This window comes from Catenovulum sp. 2E275 (genome assembly GCF_025515275.1).
GTDB lineage: Bacteria > Pseudomonadota > Gammaproteobacteria > Enterobacterales > Alteromonadaceae > Catenovulum.
In genome coordinates, this window is sequence record NZ_JAOPFU010000011.1 from 49,244 (window position 1) to 68,238 (window position 18,995).

Consider the following 18,995-nt stretch of genomic DNA (forward strand, 5'->3'; position numbering starts at 1 on the left):
AATGAACCTTTATTTTGTAATACCCTGACTTGAGTAAGGTACAGTCAATTGTTTATTTTTTATATTTTCTCTAATTTTATCTATTTTATGCATGACAACTTCATTGACAGCCCAACTCACCACTAAAGTAAAAATAACAGCAAATAGAAAACCAGCTACAGTACAGTAAGAGCCTAATGCTGTATATGCGACATAAGCCCCGCTCCAATGAAATAAATACATAGGGTAAGAAAAATCACCTAATAATTTATCTATTCGACGATAGGTAACTTTTATTTTGCTTAATAAAATAACCAGTAAAGCAGAAAATACTAAGTTTAAATACATGCTCAGTAAGTTAACTTTCCATGCATTATCTTGCCCAACTAACATGACTGAATTAGCACTTATCACAATATTCAAGCTAAATAAAATAACGACTAAATGAGGAGCAAACCGTTTACCAGATATAAATTGATATATATTTTTCTGATAAAAATAGCTCAAAGCACCAAGAGAAAAAGGTAAAGACGCAGAAAAAATATTTCCATAACCTATATTAAATGTTGAGCCTACTAGAATTTTATAAAAAAGGTACATGACACTAATAATTACCCAGAACCATGTAATGATTAAATTTCGGGAAATACCTAATCCAATAGCGATATAAAAAACAATTTCAATAGTTAATGCCCAAGAGGCTGGTGCAACTCTAATCGGGTAAGTAACTGGATGTAAACTCGGATAAAAAATCGATAAATTAGCCAACCAAGCCTCTAGAGAGGCAGGGAAAGACATATAAGGATGTATTAATGAGGGCGAAATACCAAGAAAAAAAAATAACAATAAAGATATAAAAAATAGAATCCAATAAACAGGGTAAAGCCGCCAAAAGCGATTCAATGCATACTTTAAACAACCCTTAGGATCATACGAATAAGTATGATGCATAATATAAGTCATTAAAAAGCCGCTCAAAATAAAAAAGCTATAAACCGCTAAGGCTCCAATATTAGGCACTTCTAATAAGTGATATAAAATCACATTGAATGCTAAAATAAATCGGAATATGCCCACTCAATTACCTTTAATTATTATGGATTTAAACTTTTAAAAATAACTTGAGCCTTTTGAGCATGAGCCTGCCAATCAAGTGTGTTCACTACATGTTCCCTCCCTTTTTGCCCTATCGAAGGTAAGTTCATACGATTATTGAGCAATTCCACCAATTTAGTCGCTAATTTTGTTGGCTCGGTACAATCAATAACAAAGCCTGTTTCTCCAATAATCATAGTTTCAGGCGTACCACCTGAATTACCGCCGATAACGGGCTTAGCACAAGATTGAGCTTCAACCAACACCATACCAAACCCTTCAATATTTAACCCAATCGTGCGATTAGGCAAAGCAAAAATATCACACTGCTGATAGCATTCTATCATTTGTTCATCGGATAATTCTGACATAAACATGACATGGTCGGATAACTTTAAACTCTCCACCAAGTCTTCCAAATAAGTACGTCGGTCTCCTCCACCAATGATCGCATAAAGTACATCTGGATGATGAGCTTTTACTATATCGAGAGCTCTTATCAACATATCATGCCCTTTACGCTCTTCCAGCCTAGAAACTGTTAAAATAACGGGCCTGTCTTGCCAATTAAACTTATTACGAATTTCACGGTTATATTCGGCTGGAATAAATTTATTAGTGTCAACGCCTGGATTTAAAACCTCAATTTGAGATTCAGGACATCCCCAGTCTTTCATTAATACGTTTTTACTGTTTTGGCTATTACAAATTAACTTAGAAGAAGATTTAAGTGCTTTATTGACCATCCAAGTAAATTCTCGACTTCTAGCCGCATTAGTAACATCTTCGCCATGAACAAAACACAAGTAAGGAATCCCTTTAAGTTTAGCGACTATATATGCGGCAACACCTTCAGGTATACAACGACCACAATGAATCGCACCAATATTTTCAGATTCAACTAGATGTAATATTTTACGTATCAGACGCCAATAAAATTTAATTCCAGTCCAATTTAATATTCCCCAATCAGCCCATTGTTTAATACTCATATTGAAACGATGAACCTGCATATGATGTGTTTTATCAAACTCATCAGCATGAACACTTTCTCCTGCTAAAACACAGAATTCGTTTGCAGGCAAACGAGAGTATAACTCCCAAAACCATCGGCCACTTCCTCCATTAATAGGAGGAAATATTTCAGAAATTAATAAAATTTTCTTAGCGGACATTTTGATTATCCAAAAATTGAGACAATACGGTTTCGCATGCTAATTCATGTTTTAAAAACCATGCATCATCTGCATAGCTTTTCCATTTATCTAGTTGAACCTGCTCGACAACTGCTGCTGCTTTATCAATATCTGGATTATGCCAATTAAGTACAGTTAACACTTCAGTCAAGACACTTTTAGGTGAGTGGCTAAGTTGCTCAAACCCAATACTAATATCTGAATATTTTTGTCCAAATAAAAATGAAAGCTTCCATAAATAATAAAATCTTTGATATGGATGTGGTGTGATATCTTCGGATAAAAAGGGAAAGTAATTCTTTAAATTATTACACCAAGGATTTAAATAAAAAGCATCTTTGTATGTTTGCTCAACCTGTTGAGCATTCATTATTTTTTTATCTGTTAAAAAGGAAAGCCATTGATCTCTGGGGTTTCGATATAAATGTAATATTTTGCAATTTGGAAAGGTAGCTTTAAGCCATGGTAGGCGAAAATCAATCCGGTTAAACTGTAGTACGGGACGCGCTTTTGAGTTTTCAACACAAATTTCGATAAACCTTTTCATATCAGGATTAAAAGCTGCACCATCCATAAAAAGTTCATCTCGAATCCAATCTTCATGATAGTATTTGGACAATTCATTTAAACCAACAAATTCTTGCCAATAGTTATCGACACCGAGATGAGTAGAATCGACATTTTCTCCTCGGCAAGATTCATCAAACCAACGCCTTTCATTAAATGGTTCATAGTAAGCAGTCGCATCATTTAGATTACGAAAAACATTCCATAAAACTGTAGAGCCACTTCGGAATCGACTAGAAATAAAAACAATATCATCCCGCTCAAATGTTTTATTAACCTCTAGCTGGTTATCCATACTATGATATGGTGAGGTCTGATTATCTAGCTTTGGTAAAAGGTGTAAGCTTTTTTTTACTTGGCGATTAAATACATCAACAACACTAGGGTGAGATAAAAATTGATTAAATGTATTAATTAGTTTTTTTTTCGTTTTATTAACTAGCATTACTCTCTTCCATCAATTTTTTATACACTGAATGAAATTGTTCAACCATTATTTTGCTTTCAAATTTTTCAACAAACAGGCTACGAGCACTACTGGCCATTTTTTGCATCATTTCAGGATCCGATGCTAATTCAACAATGGCTTGAGCAAATAGCTTGGCATCATCATTCGGAGTAACAAGCCCATTAACTTTATTTTCTATAATTTCAGGGTTTCCACCTGCATCGGTTACGATACATGGTTTACCTAACGACATCGCCTCAAGTAAAGTCATAGATGTACCTTCGCTTAGCGAAGACAATAAGAATATATCCATTAATTTAAGATAATTTACCGGCTTAGTTATATATCCAGTGAATATAACTCTTTGATGCAAATTAAGTTCTTGCGCTAATAATTCCAGTTTTTGACGCTCCTCACCATCACCCACAATGACCAAGTAAAGATTTGGAACTTGTTCTAGTGCATATTTAAACGCATGTAGCATCATGGTTTGATTTTTAATAGGATCGAGTCTTGCAATAGTGCCTAAAATGATAGATTCGGATTCGCTAACCCCTATAGTTTCAGGTTTTACTGGCATTATATCTTTATCCGCCAGTTCTAAAATTCCATTGTAAATTACATCTATTTTATTAGCTGAAATATTTTCAAATTCAATCAAAGCCCGCTTAGTGGCAATAGAAATACAAGTCGCATAATCAGTAAACTTCATCAAAACAGGGTTAATTAGCTTCCGCTTCCAACTACCACTATCTGGATAAAACCGTCCATGTTCAGTAAAAATAACTTTAACTTTTAAGCCTATTGCGGCAATAACACCATAAACCCAAGGTGTGTATTGATGGCAATGTAGAATATCGATTGAGTGCTCTTTTAAATATTGGCGTATATTTTTGATTAATTTATTATCAAAACCAGGCGTTCGCTTAAAAGCATCAACTTGAATTCCTTGTTCTATTAAACAAGCTCCAAATGGTCCCACAGGCGATTCAATACACAGAACAGAGTTAACTATATTGCTTGACTGATTCGTATTAATTAAGTTAACAATTACCTGCTCAGTCCCACCAATCCTCATATCAAATGTCAGATGAAGTATTTTTATTGTTTTAACATCGTTCACTTATATTTTTCCGTTTAATAAAATTTGTCCCACTCGATTTGAGCTAACTAAAAGCCAGTGCAAGCCCACAGCGATAAAGCCTGTTATGGTCAATAGTAAGAAAAATCCTAACCATGCTGGTAAAGCTAAATAAATAAAAAAACTAGCTAGAATTACAATGATTAACTGATGAAATAAATACACACTATAAGCTGAACTTGCTAAAAATTGCCACTGTAAATTTACCTTGGCAAACAGTAAACTAAAACTAGTAAAACATAAGCAACTTAGTAGCCAAGTAGCCAGATACTCCAAATAAAGTCTAATGACATCTAAAACAAACATTTTGGGCATATAAGCCACTATTGTAAAATAAACTGCACTCAACAGCATCAAAAAAATTAGACCAAATTTAATATTTATCTTGATATACGTCTGATAAATATATTTTTTTTGTGCCATTAATAAACCAAATATAAAATACGGTAAATATTCGATTATCATAAAAGAACTAATGCCGAAGAACTGACTATAAATAGGAAAACCTAGTTTATTTAAAAACAATAAACCTAAATTAGAGATAGGCAGTAAGCAAAGCCAGATGTATAAATTTAATCTAGGAAAAACAATATTAAATTTTATGTGTTTTTTGTTTATGTAGTAAAAAAAAGCAGCGAAAACAATAAAATATATACTTAAATTAATCAAAAACCATAAATGTGAAACCCAATTTCCTTCCACCCAATACTGTTTATAAGTAGCACTCTCCCAAGAGTAAGGGTTAATAAATATAAATTGAACGTAATTAATCGTTGTAGCAACTACTATTAATGGAATCAAAACTCGAGCTAAACGCTTTCTAATAAAAACTTTAAATGGGTATTTATTAATCGAAATATAAAATAAATAACCAGAAAGTATAAAAAAAGCTGGCATTCTAAATATATGGATAAACTCAGATAATAATATTGGAATATCCAAGCTTTGAGGAGCACTAACCAGCCAACTTTTAGCGGGATTATATACCTGAGCCGAATGTAAAAAGATCCCCAGAAGCATTAAAGTGGCCCGCATTGGTTCAAGATAAGGAATACGCTCCATTAACAGAAGAGCTCCTTGATAGGAAAAAAGTAGTGATACCCTTGAGCATTTAAATGGACACCATCATCTAGAAATAAATTTAAAGACGCAGGTTCGTCGGACCAATTAGAGTAAAAAGTAAATTGCTTTTCCTGTTCAGCCTGATACCTCAAATTAAAATTAACTCGTTTAAATTTATCCCATAATTTTGCTCTTGCTGGCGATGGTTTAATGCCAACCACGACAATATGAGCATCAGGATATTTAGATTTTAATAAGTTAATTAAAGCAATATAGAGCTGACTAGTTTCTTCTGGCTCTTCAAACGCTCGTATATGGTTTTCTCCTGCATAAATGAGAATATTTCTTACAGACTCCACTTTAGAGTGTTCAATGTAGAAAATAATTTCTGCCATATGAGTATTAACAAAACCCCGATTTAACCATGTGAGTCCATCACATGTGGCTAATTTATCTATCCTTTTAATCGTGGAGGTACCAAGTAGCAGGTTATAATCTTGAGGTTCGAGCTTAAAATCTTGATATATATAATTAAAGCTTTGCTGTTTTGATAAATAAAAGCGTCCAAATAACATTAGGCAAATTAACACAATACTAAAAATTGCAAAAAAAAGCTTAAACTTGGCCACTGGTAGACTCTGCTTTACTAAACAGCCATATACCTGTCCCACCACATCTGAAACATAAGCATGCTCCACAACAGAGTTGAATTATCTTTTTTCTCATTCACATGCTCATCCCACATTTGCTTGATTACATCTGCATTAAAAATTTTTGTTAGACCATGTGGATGCTGAATTAGCTTTTCTTCACATATAGTTTTAAGTTCTCCACGCAGCCAACTCGCCAATGGAACAGAAAATCCCATTTTTTTACGATACAAAATATCCTCGGGCAAATCTTCTAGAAAAGCTTCTTTTAAAATATATTTTTTTTCGCCTTCATTAAATTTAAATTGTGATGGTATTTTGGCTGCAAATTCCATTAACTCATAATCCAAAATAGGAGCTCTTACTTCTAGGGAGTTTGCCATACTCATCCTATCAACTTTAACCAAAATGTCGCCGGGTAAAAAAGTTTTCATATCCGTATATAATACTTTTGATAAATGGTCTTTGCCGTCACACTTGGCATAAGTATCTAAGGTTAATTGAGATGGATGATATCCTAGTAAAGACTCTTTAGTTTCCTGATTAACCAGCTTGTCCCAGTCGTGCTGTTTAATAAAAGAATTGGTAATATAAAAGCCCATCGCAGGTTCTAAGCTTAAACTGTGTAACAGAGAGCTGGCTTTCTGTAACGGCCTAAGATTAATTTGACCACATATTTTAGAAAGACGAGGAAATACATATTTACGAACAGCTGAAGGAAATTTATCCCTAAGTTTATTCTCAATATGATCAATTGCATATTTTGAATAACCAGCAAAAACTTCATCTCCACCATCACCTGCAATTGCAACCGTCACTTTCTCTCGAGCTAGCTGAGAAACAAAAAAAGTAGGAACAAGAGAAGGATCTGCAAAAGGCTCATCAAAAAAGCTCACAATATGCTCCAAGTTCTCGGAAACATTTTGATGAACTGTCAGTTCATGGTGGTTAGTTTGATATTTATCAGCAACAATTTTAGCAAATTCAGTTTCATTAAAACGTTTTTCATCAAAACCAATAGAGCACGTTGTAATAGGAGTGCTACTATTTTTAGCCATCATGGCTACAACACCACTAGAATCAACTCCGCCACTTAAAAAGGCACCAAGCGGAACATCTGCCAACATCCGCTTCTTAGTCGCATCATTTAAAACTTGCTTTAACTTTTGCTTAATGCTGGTTTCAGCATCATTAATTTGCTCAGCAAAGGAAATATCCCAATATTGCTCAATTTTAGTCCCTTCATTTGATATTAAAGCATAATGTGCAGGGGGAAGCTTAAAGATATCATTAAAAATAGTTTTAGGATCAGGTACATACTGATAAGCAAAAAAGTCATATACCGAGTCAAGTCTCAGACTTTTTTTAATTCCATCAATTTTTAATAATGATTTTAATTCACTAGCAAAAACAAATTCTCCATGGTGATGTGTGTAATACAGTGGCTTTTTTCCGATCCGATCTCGGGCTACAAATAATTGTTTAGCTGATTTATCCCAAATGGCAAAAGCATACATTCCATTTATTTTTTCAAGGAGCTTTATCCCATATTCTTGAAATAAAGCTAATAATACTTCAGTATCTGTATGAGTATTAAATTGGTAACCTAATTCCTCTAAATGTTGTCTAAGCTCAACAAAGTTATATATTTCACCATTAAAAACGATAATATAATTACCGTTATTTGAATACATTGGCTGAGTACCTGCACTAGATAAATCTATAATACTCAAACGCCGATGACACAAACCAACAAAATTATCTAGGTACTCACCACCGGCATCTGGACCTCTATGAAAAATAGCTTGCCCCATTTGTTGCAGAGTATCTTGATTGCCAATTTCAGTCTGAAAAGATGTAAAGCCCGCTATTCCACACATTTAATAATTTCCAATTTATAAACTAATATATTTTCTAATTTTAGGGCCAAGCAAGTTACAAATACCGAGTGGCATTTTTTGCCATGTGGTTTCAACCACATCCCTGAACTTGCTTTTATTGGTAATTTGATCTGCTAAGAGTGTTCCATTTGCATTGTACTTTTCCCATACTAAAGTTTTGGGACAAGCCCCCCATTGGCTTTTAAATTTAAATGTTCCTTCTCCATAAGAGGAACGCCCAAAATCAAACTCTTTAACCCCAGCATCACAGACATATTCAAGTAATTTCCAATAAAGCAACATATTAGGAGCTAGCCGGTTGTAATCACTATTGGTTGAAGCCCAAGGTATGCAGGCTTTATCTCCGTTCAATAAAACAATTCCAGCACCCACAACTTTAGATTCAAAGTAGACATTGGCAATAATTAAACTATCAGCATATGCCTCCACTAAAGTTTGAAACCATAACAGACTATGAACAGGTGAGCCTAGGTCTCGCATATTCCGGCAAAAAACTTGATAAAAACCATCTAAATGGCTTTTATCACGCCCTATTGTTGCTGTTAAGCCATTTTTTTCTGCTTTCCGTATTTGGCTACGAAGCTTAGATTTAAAGCCATCCCAAAGCATTTTTGAGTTTTCAGGCAATGGCATTAGCATTCTTACTTTGACCTCATCTGAAGGCTCTGAAACTTCGCATATTTCACTCAATCTATGAGTCACAAAAGGAATATTTTTATTTTTCGCTAACTCAAAAGCGCGATTCAGTAAGGCTTGCTTGATTTGCTCATCATCGGCTAAACAACCACCGACATCACAAAAAGGTAAAGCACATAATTCGCCTTTTGATACAATAGATTTCACCCATATTAAAGGCAAAACACCAACTATTTTTTGTTGGTCATAGGCAGCTAAGTATATAGACTTATGTTGATAAGCTTTTTCGACAGCGATTCGCCATCCACTTAAATGATAAGGACTAGAGAAAGGGTGTTCAGTTACATACCTATCCCATTCGGACGAACTTAATTCATCAACTACTTCTACACTTATCACTGTTTATCTCCATTTGTTTGAAAATACGGCTCACAAGCCTGAGAAATAGTTTTAAATTCAACATCAGCAACCTTATTTAAGTGTGTAATTACTTGATGCATTCTGCCCAAAATTGTTTTCATTGCATTTTTACTTTCAACAAACCCTGTTGCATTTGTCATAAGATTTGAGCTATGTAAATACATATGAATATATTTTTCCTTGCGAGCCAATAAGTTATTTGCTAAAGCAATCATTTCTGAGCCAGTTGACAGTTCTGGACACATGTAAAGTTTTTTGACAATACCTAAATGCCAGGCAATGCCAACAGCTCGACAGCTCTGCCCTAATCGGCTTGAAAACATTTGGTGGAGTTTATTTTGTTGTTCAAAATTTTTATGATTAAAACCAACACTCACAGGAAACTCAAGTAATGCAGAACGAGCCGTTTGTTGAAGTGGGTTATTTAAGTCAACCCAGTACGGGTATATTGGAGCGCCTTGGCAACTAAAATATTTATGAGTATAAAAAGGATAAACACTCGAATCTATTTTATAACCTTGCTCAATTAATAACTGGCAAATATCTCCACTTATCCCCCATCTTCCGGTACGAAATGCTTTAGGAGCTAGCCCAAACTCTTTAGTTAGCTTTAAAGTCAGTTCAATTAATTTTTTTTCAACTTGAGCCAAAGGCAAATTAATAACATGAGATTCTTTTTCTCGAGTGATTCCATAAAAAGGAGGATTACACCAAGGATGTAAATGGGCTGCAATCTCTCCTTCTCCTTTGTCTTGAATTTGACGTAAAACGGCTACACTCTCAGCATCATCAGCTACAGCATAATCGACAAAATAACTAGGCTTTATATTATGTTGATTACAAAAATTTTGAAAATGCGGGATTAATGCCACATTATCCACTGAAAATTGCTTCTGCGGAAAAGGACCAGACCAATCCCATTCTTCTTCAGTATCAACGGATAATACAAAAGTTACTTTGGGCTTGTGACTTTGTACCATCAGCTACGAGTCCTTGAGAATTTTGCTAAATAAAGCCTCATACTCTTGTGCCATTCGATATGCAGAATAATGCTGATAAACAAAATCCATCCCTCTACGTGATAAAAACTCTGATTTTTCTGAATCAAATAGAATATCTTGCCAATATTGAGCTAACTTTTCTTTATCATGTAATTTAGCTAATAACCCAGTTTCATTATGGGTTATTAGCTGATCTATTCCTGGAATATCGTAAGCCGCAACAGGTACCCCCATAGCCATAGCCTCCATCAAGCACCGAGGAATTCCTTCAAGTAGAGAGGTCATTACAAAAATATCAAAACTTTGCAGCCATTCTAGTCGATCCTCTCGAAAACCTAAAAATTCAATATTATCTTTACAAGATAACTTTGCAGAATAACTTTCAAGTTCAGGGCGAGCATCTCCATCACCTAATAAAAATAATTTAATCTTATTATTTTTATTATAAAGCAGTTCAAAAATATCCAAAATATCCTTAATATTTTTACGGCTGATCATCTGCCCTACAAAGCCAACTCGCTTAACTTCCGGATCATACCCGTCAATGGTTATCGCTTTTTTTCGCTGCGCTTCAACTTCGCTAAGATCTACACCATTTTGGATATATACTAAACGATTTGACTTCACATTAAATTTTTGAGCATCTGTAACAAGTTGTTTTGATAATGGTGCAACAGCATCAGCAAAACGAAAAAATTGACAGCCAAGCCAAATAAATAGTTTTAATTTTTTATCGTTTGTATGAGAAAAACCATGGGGAGTAATAACAACTTTTATTCCTGCTTTTTTAGCCGCTAAAACACCTAATATATCTGATTTATATCCATGGGTATGAATAATATCGATTTCTCGTTCCTTGATTAGCTCCACTAGCCGATTTACAACTGACAAATCAAACTTTCCCGACATAGGCAAAGTAAATGCACGACCTTCTTCTACTTGATATTTTTCAACTACCTCTAGTGAAGCTTTTGTTTCTTGAGTGGTTACAAAATCGCAGCAAAATTTTTGATGATCTAAGTGCTTAGCCAAAGCTAATACCCAACGCTCTGCGCCGTAGAACCCTGTAGAACAGATAAACTGGAGGACCTTAATTTTTTTCATTCTCTTCCTTAATCAAGCTACCGAACACATCGGACATAATTTTATTGCATATAATTAAATATGAATTTTTATAAGATAAAATTAGAATTTTTTAAATAATTAAATTTCTTCACCCTAGCCAGCATCCGCCCCATCAGATATTTGATGCTTTTTAATTTCATAATAAGGGATTGCTTTAATGTTTTTTTAATTATTGAATACAAGTATTGGCTTTGTACTTGATCTGATAGAGATTTTTTGTACTGGGCATCACCAGCCAGCCAGTCATACACATGGTATCCAAGTTGTGCATATTTTTTCATCATAAAAAAATGACTCAATAGACCAGGCTTCGATTTATTACAACCATTAATATAATTTACTGCGCCAAGGTAAAAATAAACTCGTTCCCGGTATAAAAAATAATAATATATAGCTAAAACCGTATCACCACAGGTTAACTTTACAATATCTATATATTTTTTATTAAAGTTATCAATCAGCAATTGCTTATGGAAATTGACGAAATTTGAATTGGTAAATCCGCTATCGTGCCATCGTTGCTTATGGTACTGTGCAGCCTGCTCAAAAAAAAGAATAGCTTCAGATGTATTTGTAGCATGCTGAACTTTTAGTTCACCAATAGCTCTTATTTCTTTCATTGCTCTTTTTAATTGGCTGCGGGTATTACGTGAAAACTGTCCTAATAGTTGATTTTCATCAGAATCAGATGAATTTATAAATCTTGAATAACTGGCCGATGTAATCTTTTTGATACAAGTGTATTGCTCTGCTAAATTCTCCAAAAACTTAATTTGATAAGACATACCAACAACAAGTTCTTGTGCATCACTATATTCAAATAATTTAAATAACTCTTCCCATACTAGACTTTTAAATTCAGAAGAGGCGATAACATCATTGCATTCGATCCATATCTGATCTAACTCTTTATCACCGGAACGATGTAAATACCAGGTTCGCCATTTAATTCCAAGTTTAGCTTGCTCTTTTTCACATATTGCAAACGCACCAACCGTATTATCGTCAGATGTAACTTTATAGTATTTAACCCCTTTAAGAGGCAAATTCAGCCACGCTTTGAGCCAAGGTGAAGCAATAAAAAAAGAGTCATGAGTTACCTCTTGTAGTTCTTCAAGAGCATTCAAAAAATCATCTAATTCTAATTTAATGCTCTTAATCTTACTTTGTATTGGCACAGAATGAACTCAATTTATTAATTATACTTAACCACTAAAATCCAAAAATGCTAAATTAAAACAATCTTTAATCGATTAATCCGTTAAAGATTGTTTTAATTTTTTTAATAACTCTGCAATTTGGGGTTCATCTGATATATCGCTATTTTCAACTTGCTCTACAGCTTCAAGAATCGAAGGTTTATTTCCTGTGGCATTTTTAATAGTTAAGTAACTAAAAACAATATCTGAATGTGTAGGCGCTAGCTGGTAAGCATTTTCAATTTGCTTTTCTGCAGCTTCAAGCTTCTGATTAGCCATTAAAATATTTGCATAGGTATCAATAACGACTGGACTTTGAGGCGCTAGTTCAATCGCTTTCTCTATGTATTCTAAAGCTGATTTATATTGCCCTCTTTGATTAAGTAACCATGCAAAATTATTATTTGAGATGACATGGTTTGGTGCAAAATTTAAAATTTTTCGATATGCCTCAAATGCTTTATTTTGATCATCTTGCATTTGATCATTTGCATAAATTAACCAAACTGTTAACGATTTGGGATTAGCAGTTAAAAACTGTTCAAGGTGATTAAAAGCTAAAGCGACTTGCTGGTTTAAACGAAGACTTTGATAATAAGACAAAGCGCTAGACTCATCTTGTTTTTTATCATAGTAGTTTTTGAAATATTTTACCGCAACAGAGAATTTACCTTCTAAAATAGCCAATTCTCCTGAAAAGCGATCTAATGCAACAAACTCGGGATCAAATGCCTTTAATTCAGAAATATATTTATCTACATTAGCTGTAATTTTATTTTTTAAAAGAAACTCAATTAAATAAATTTTAAATCTAAAGTCATTGTCAAAGCGGCTTAATGCTTTTTTAACTATGGATAATCCTTTATCGTACGCTCTGATATGCTCATAAAATAATACTAACTTAAACCAGCTCTCTTTATTATCTGGAGCTATTTCATTCCACTTAATAAAAAATTCTTCCGCTTTTTTATAGGCTTTGATATTTAAATAACTATGAGCGAGTAAAGATAATTCATCAGCCTGTAATGGCTTTTTCTTTGACTCTTGAGTATCTAAAGTTTTAATTAATACATCATAATTTTGTTCAGCGTAAAGTAATCGTATATATAGAGACTTAATGAGTTGATTATCAGGTTGACTAGAATAGATATTTTTAATTTTATCCAAAGCTTGCGCTGATTTACCTAATTGACTCATGCCTTTGTAATAATAAAGGTAACTTTTCGTATAATTAGGATTAAACTTAATGAGATCATCTAAATGTGTTTGCGCCGCATCATTATTCCCACTATCTAATGCTCGCTGAGCAAGAAAAATTAGCGCTAATGAATTACCTTCTTTAAGGACTAATGATTGTTCAAAATATATTTGAGCTTGTTTATAGTTACCTAATTTTTCGGCGCTATAACCCGCTATATTAAGGGCACCAACACTGCTTTTATCGCTTTCGATCCACTTCTGTGCAAAATTTAATGCTTTAGAATATTCTTTATTCTCTAGGTAAGCAGCAGCTAAAGCGAATTTACTTTCATCCGGTGCATCAGCTTGCATAGCTGCAGCTTCTAGTTTGTCTATGCTTTTTTCTACAGAAAACTCAAGCATACCTAACCTGGTAAGCTGTTCCGTAGATAAACCATCTAAGTCAGATAATTTATCTAACATTGATTGTGCGGTTTTTTCATCCCCACTCTTTTCAGCCCGAATCCCTGCTTCAATAAATAAACTAGCATCTGATATTGAAACTTTATCTAACGACATTAGGCTTTCAACAGCACTTGTATTATAACCAAGCTCTAACTGAACTGCAGAATATAGCCTTTTTAATTCAGGTGATAACTGCATTCGCTCATTTAATACAGCCAAATGTTGATAGCTTTGCTCCATATTTTTCATTCTAAAGGCACATACGCCTGCAATTAACCGGCTCGCCGGATTAGATACACCTGCCTGAATAGCTTTTTCGGCAAACGTTTTAGCATTATCACAGTCTTTCTGTTGGTAGCGAATCATGGCTTTATATAAATTTAAATAAGCATGATTTGGAAATTGCTTCAAAAGTGGTGTTAAATTCTTTTCTGCTGAGGAAAAATCTTGATTCTTGATTTGAGCGTCAATCAAAGATAATTGATAAATCTCGTATTTGGGAATTATTTTATTCAATTGCTCAAATGCTTTAGCTACGTTTTGGTAATTGCCTTTTAAAGCATGAAGCCTTGCGAATACTTGCAAAAATTCAGCATTATCGCTTCCTAGAGAATAATGACTTTCACTATATTGAGTTGCCTTATCGATTTTATTATCGGCTAAAAGCTGTAGCATGGTAAATAAACTAGAGTATGGTTCAGGCATACTTTCTGGTTTGCTTTCTATGATAATATTTTGAGCCGCTTCAATCTCTTTTAACGCAAATAAATTTAAATAATTATAATATTTAGCTAGGCTTTGTTGCTCTAAAGATAAGTGGGTAAAATCAACTTGCTCTAATACATTAAGACTCTGTTGATAACTTTCTGTGTAATAAAGAGATTTAGCAAAATACACTTTCACTTCATCTTCAACCTTCCCGTTGGATAAAGCGCGTTCAAATTCTTTATTAGCCTCAGAAAATAAGCCTTGTTGAAAATAAATTGAGCCTAATAATACTCTGGCTTGAACATCTTGGGGGGCTTTAGATATTGCATTCTTTAATTCTATAACGGCTGTTTGCGTATCACCTTGTTCAAGTGCTGTTTGAGAGTTGTTAATATGATCTTCAAATGTAGTAAGATCTAAACATGCTGAAATAAAAAAAACACCGCAAAAAACGGTCATTAGCTTAAACGGCTTTACCATACGTTTCCACTTCGTTGTTAAATTTCCTATACGTGATAGGTTAACCTAGGCTTGGTGTAACAGCAAGTGTGAGCCGTTGTAAATAAAAAAAAACCCTCAATTTGAGGGTTTTTTTATTTAGCTTTTTTTATCTCGTTTCATTAAACCAAGAAGTAATAAACCAAAACCAAATATTGCAATATTTGCAGGTTCAGGAACACCTACAGCTCTAATAGCAAATTGCGCATCTAAGTAATTAAAATTGTTTTCAGCGGTAACTAAACCAAATGTAGTGCCACTAGGCGTTGAAACAACATCTAACCCACTAATCCGAGTAATAATTTCATAATCAGTATGATATCCAGCAGCAACAAGCCCTGTTAAATCTAAACTAACAGTAAAATCAATAAAATCAGCTCCAAAACTCGAAATTGAAGCCAATGCTGGATCTAAGGTTACAATAAAAGCATCATCCGGTGCATAATCCCAAATACTTGTTGCATCAGCATAAGTTTCATTGAAAATAACATCTATACCTAATTCAATTAGATCCAGTTCACCAGTTAGTAGATCTGTACTATATAACTTTAGACCGTCCAAAATTTTAACATTGGTTAGAGATGGAGAACCTGTTGGTAAATTACTATGAGTTAATTGAGTCCCCTGATTCCACATCAATGAACCAACACTTGTTGAAGCACTACCTTCAACTCTTGAAGTATCATTCCCACCAGAATCAGTAAATGATAAACAACTTGGGCCATCACCCCAACAGGCTTCATCAATTAAAGTTCCAGTAGATAGAATTGAAGAGCCGATAGAGTGACCCGAAGCACCAGCTGTAACACCTGTATGCGATTCTCCGGCGACATAACCTGTACTACCTAAATCATAATACAGCCCATCACTCGAGTTAAGAACCCAATTATTACTATTAGTAGGAGATCCAGCCCCTGTGGGAGCTAAAGGATCAAGGGTCGAAGGATCTAATGTTGAGTGTACGCCAGGACTAACTTCCACTTCAGTCCCAGTGACAAGATCAGTAAATCCTGCTTCGTTGATATACTGCCAATTTGATATTAAAGTTGCGGCATGTGAGGTCATAGTAGAACAGCTAATGACTAATGCCAGTGCGAGCTTTTTCATGTTTTCACCTCCAAGTAAAAAAACCCAAAGTGGGTATTTTTTAACCATGCATATCTCAAACCAACTTAAAATACGATAAATATCAAATAGATAAATAAATAAAAATTAGAAGACGGCTTATCTTGTAAAAAAAACAGACAGCTATACATAAGATATTTTCTACGGGTATTTTCAATCCCTCGTTGTAGGAACGTAAATACGGGTTGAAAAAGATTATTTATTCCTAATTGTAGATAATTTTACTTAAGCAATTCTTATATAACACTTGGGTTAATTAAAGCATGTGGAAGAGTATCAAAGTCACAAAATAAAAAAGCTGGCAAAGCCAGCTTTTAAAGGGAGAGGGATATAATGAGAGGCGTTATTTTTTATAACGACGAACACCTGCCAAGCCTAATAAACCTAAACCAAATACAGCTAATGAACCTGGCTCTGGAACCCCTACAGCACGAAGAGCAAATTGAGCATCAAGGAAGTTAATACCGTTTTCAGGGGTAATTAAACCAAACGTATTTCCACCAGGGATAGAAACAACATCTAAGCCACTAATTCGAGTAATAACTTCATATTGAGTATGCGCATTAGCATCAACAGTTAGTCCTGTTAAATCTAATTGAACAGTAAACTCAATAAAATCAGGACCAAAGCTGGTAATAGGAGACAATACAGGATCTAAAGTTACGATAAATGCATCATCTGGTGTGTATGGCCATAAAGTTCGAGCATCAGCAAATGTTTCATTGAAGATAACATCAATACCAAGCTCAATTAAAGGTAACTCACCACCAATAATTTCACTACTATATAATTTTAAACCGTCAATAATATCAATTGAAGTTAATGAAGGTGCACCTGTTGGTAGGTTTTTATGGACCATTTGAGTACCTTGGTTCCAATTCACACCACCATTAGAATCAACCGTTAAAGAGCCTTCAACACGAGATGTATCATCCCCAGCTTCATTTTCAAACGCCAAACAGCTTGGACCTGAACCCCAGCAAATTTCATCAATCAAACTACCTGTTGACAAAATAGATGTACCAACAGATTCACCAGAAGCGCCTGCTGTAGCACCTGAATCAGATGTTCCTGCAGTATAACCAGCACGACCTAAATTATAGTTAAGGCCATCTTCAGGGTTAAATACGTTATTGGTATAAGGTGTAGCTCGACCAGTTGGATCAAGAGGTAATAAAGTATTTGGGTCTAACGTTGTATTCTCACCAGTAGTAGGGTCTACAACTGAATTACCAGTTGTCGCATTGATAAACCCTGCTTCATTTATATATGTCCAGTCCTTGATTACAGTTCCAGCACTTGCAACAGTGCTTGAAGCGCCTAACATTATTGCAATTGTTAATTTAGTTAAGTTTTTCATCATTATTTCCTTTTATAGAGCTAAAGTGCAGTTCTTTCATAAGAATATACAATTTGTGTGCCAAACAAAAATAAACAATAAAAATCAATAATTTAAATTAACATAAAAAAATACTAAAATATAAATGTAAAGAAATTAGACACTGCTGAAAAGCCAATTTATCTAATTAATATTAAGGTATACTCGTAAGCCTAGCTTCAACCGTAGGTAAAAATAGATAAATTAATATACTCAAATAAGAGCAATTCAATTTAAGGTGTTAAAAAGGGTATTTTGTCTTTTGAAGTGGATATTTTCTTACTAACAGTAAATTGTCAGTAAGAAAAAAGTTGATTTTTAAGAAATAGAACTCCTGTAGTTCTCTCCTATTGAAGCCTAAATGTTTACTTTAAAACTATCTTTTTAGCAATATTAAACATTAACCATTGAATAGGGTTGCGATTTCCACCAGGACGCCATGTTTTAACCAACTTATTTTTGTAAGCATCGAAGTGGATCCCCCTGGGAGCTTTAACAACATCACCCCGGCCTAACAATAGTTTAAGAACATAAGAAGCGGCAGCTCCACCACACAGCTTAACTCCCATTGGGAGAGATGGTGCTTTTTGAGCAATAAAATCACTGGTAGAAGGATCTACTAGGTAACTTCGTTGAATTAAGGACGGTGTTAAACCGATTAAAAATTTAACTAATTGCTCATTTTCATTTTTGCAATCTTCAAATCTAAAATAACTTTCATAGTCCATACTGTCTGGTGTAAAGCACAGCAGTGCTACTCCCATTCCGATAGGGGCTGCAACAACAACTGGGATACTTTTTTCATAACATTTTTTGTATACTAGTTTTCTAGCTTGTAAAGCAAAATAATCTAAACTATCGACATATACATCAACACCATCCAGAAACTCATCTACATTGTGTTCAAAAATACCTTCTGGAAAACTTTTAATTTCAGCTTCGGGGTTGATATCCTTAGCAACCTCTTCCATGACTTCAACTTTCGGACGGCCAATCGTAGACATAAATGCTCCAGCCTGACGATTAAAATTATGCACTTCATATTCATCAAAATCTGATATATGAAATTTACCAACGCCTAGACGAGCTAAAGTCACTATATGCTCACTACCAACTCCACCAGCACCTGCAGTTGCAACTTTTTTATCTTTTAAGCTAAGCTGTTCTTCACGAGTCAACCACCCAATATTTCTCGAAAAAGCATCATTATAATTAAACATTG

Annotated in this window: 15 protein-coding genes; all 15 read right to left on the minus strand. The window is 34.3% G+C overall.

Annotated features, from left to right (window positions below):
• Positions 1–9: 9 nt before the first annotated feature.
• Positions 10–1,056 (minus strand): acyltransferase family protein, encoded by a 1,047-nt coding sequence (locus N7931_RS07870; RefSeq protein ID WP_262793206.1) that lies wholly within the window; start codon positions 1,054–1,056, stop codon positions 10–12.
• 17 nt (positions 1,057–1,073) lie between these two features.
• Positions 1,074–2,249: a glycosyltransferase family 4 protein gene (locus N7931_RS07875; RefSeq protein ID WP_262793208.1), complete on the minus strand. Its 1,176-nt coding sequence runs from the start codon at positions 2,247–2,249 to the stop codon at positions 1,074–1,076.
• The gene (locus tag N7931_RS07880; RefSeq protein WP_262793210.1) at positions 2,239–3,282 is read right to left on the minus strand and encodes a sulfotransferase; all 1,044 of its coding nucleotides are present in this window, start codon (positions 3,280–3,282) and stop codon (positions 2,239–2,241) included. The genes N7931_RS07875 and N7931_RS07880 overlap by 11 nt, the downstream gene beginning before the upstream one ends.
• Complete coding sequence (locus tag N7931_RS07885; RefSeq protein ID WP_262793211.1) at positions 3,272–4,408, minus strand: glycosyltransferase; 1,137 nt, start codon at positions 4,406–4,408, stop codon at positions 3,272–3,274. Before N7931_RS07885 ends, N7931_RS07880 begins: the two co-directional genes overlap by 11 nt.
• Complete coding sequence (locus tag N7931_RS07890; RefSeq protein ID WP_262793213.1) at positions 4,409–5,488, minus strand: acyltransferase family protein; 1,080 nt, start codon at positions 5,486–5,488, stop codon at positions 4,409–4,411.
• A complete protein-coding gene (locus N7931_RS07895; protein WP_262793214.1) occupies positions 5,488–6,117 on the minus strand; it encodes a hypothetical protein in 630 nt (209 codons plus the stop codon). The genes N7931_RS07890 and N7931_RS07895 overlap by 1 nt, the downstream gene beginning before the upstream one ends.
• A 17-nt stretch (positions 6,118–6,134) precedes the next feature.
• Positions 6,135–8,018 (minus strand): asparagine synthase (glutamine-hydrolyzing), encoded by a 1,884-nt coding sequence (asnB, locus tag N7931_RS07900; protein WP_262793215.1) that lies wholly within the window; start codon positions 8,016–8,018, stop codon positions 6,135–6,137.
• 15 nt (positions 8,019–8,033) lie between these two features.
• Positions 8,034–9,074 (minus strand): FemAB family XrtA/PEP-CTERM system-associated protein, encoded by a 1,041-nt coding sequence (locus N7931_RS07905; protein WP_262793216.1) that lies wholly within the window; start codon positions 9,072–9,074, stop codon positions 8,034–8,036.
• On the minus strand, positions 9,071–10,075 hold the full coding sequence (locus N7931_RS07910) for a polysaccharide deacetylase family protein (protein WP_262793218.1): 1,005 nt from the start codon (positions 10,073–10,075) through the stop codon (positions 9,071–9,073). Before N7931_RS07910 ends, N7931_RS07905 begins: the two co-directional genes overlap by 4 nt.
• A 3-nt stretch (positions 10,076–10,078) precedes the next feature.
• Complete coding sequence (locus tag N7931_RS07915) at positions 10,079–11,200, minus strand: glycosyltransferase (protein ID WP_262793220.1); 1,122 nt, start codon at positions 11,198–11,200, stop codon at positions 10,079–10,081.
• A 68-nt stretch (positions 11,201–11,268) separates the two neighbouring features.
• Positions 11,269–12,348 (minus strand): GNAT family N-acetyltransferase, encoded by a 1,080-nt coding sequence (locus N7931_RS07920; protein WP_262793221.1) that lies wholly within the window; start codon positions 12,346–12,348, stop codon positions 11,269–11,271.
• 126 nt (positions 12,349–12,474) lie between these two features.
• Entirely contained in the window at positions 12,475–15,231 is a 2,757-nt protein-coding gene (prsT, locus tag N7931_RS07925; RefSeq protein WP_262793222.1) for an XrtA/PEP-CTERM system TPR-repeat protein PrsT, read from the minus strand.
• Positions 15,232–15,369: 138 nt separating this feature from the next.
• Entirely contained in the window at positions 15,370–16,377 is a 1,008-nt protein-coding gene (locus N7931_RS07930) for a PEP-CTERM sorting domain-containing protein (protein WP_262793224.1), read from the minus strand.
• 361 nt (positions 16,378–16,738) lie between these two features.
• Entirely contained in the window at positions 16,739–17,758 is a 1,020-nt protein-coding gene (locus N7931_RS07935) for a PEP-CTERM sorting domain-containing protein (protein ID WP_262793226.1), read from the minus strand.
• A gap of 380 nt (positions 17,759–18,138) precedes the next feature.
• Positions 18,139–18,993 (minus strand): ThiF family adenylyltransferase, encoded by an 855-nt coding sequence (locus N7931_RS07940; protein ID WP_262793227.1) that lies wholly within the window; start codon positions 18,991–18,993, stop codon positions 18,139–18,141.
• Positions 18,994–18,995: the final 2 nt, after the last annotated feature.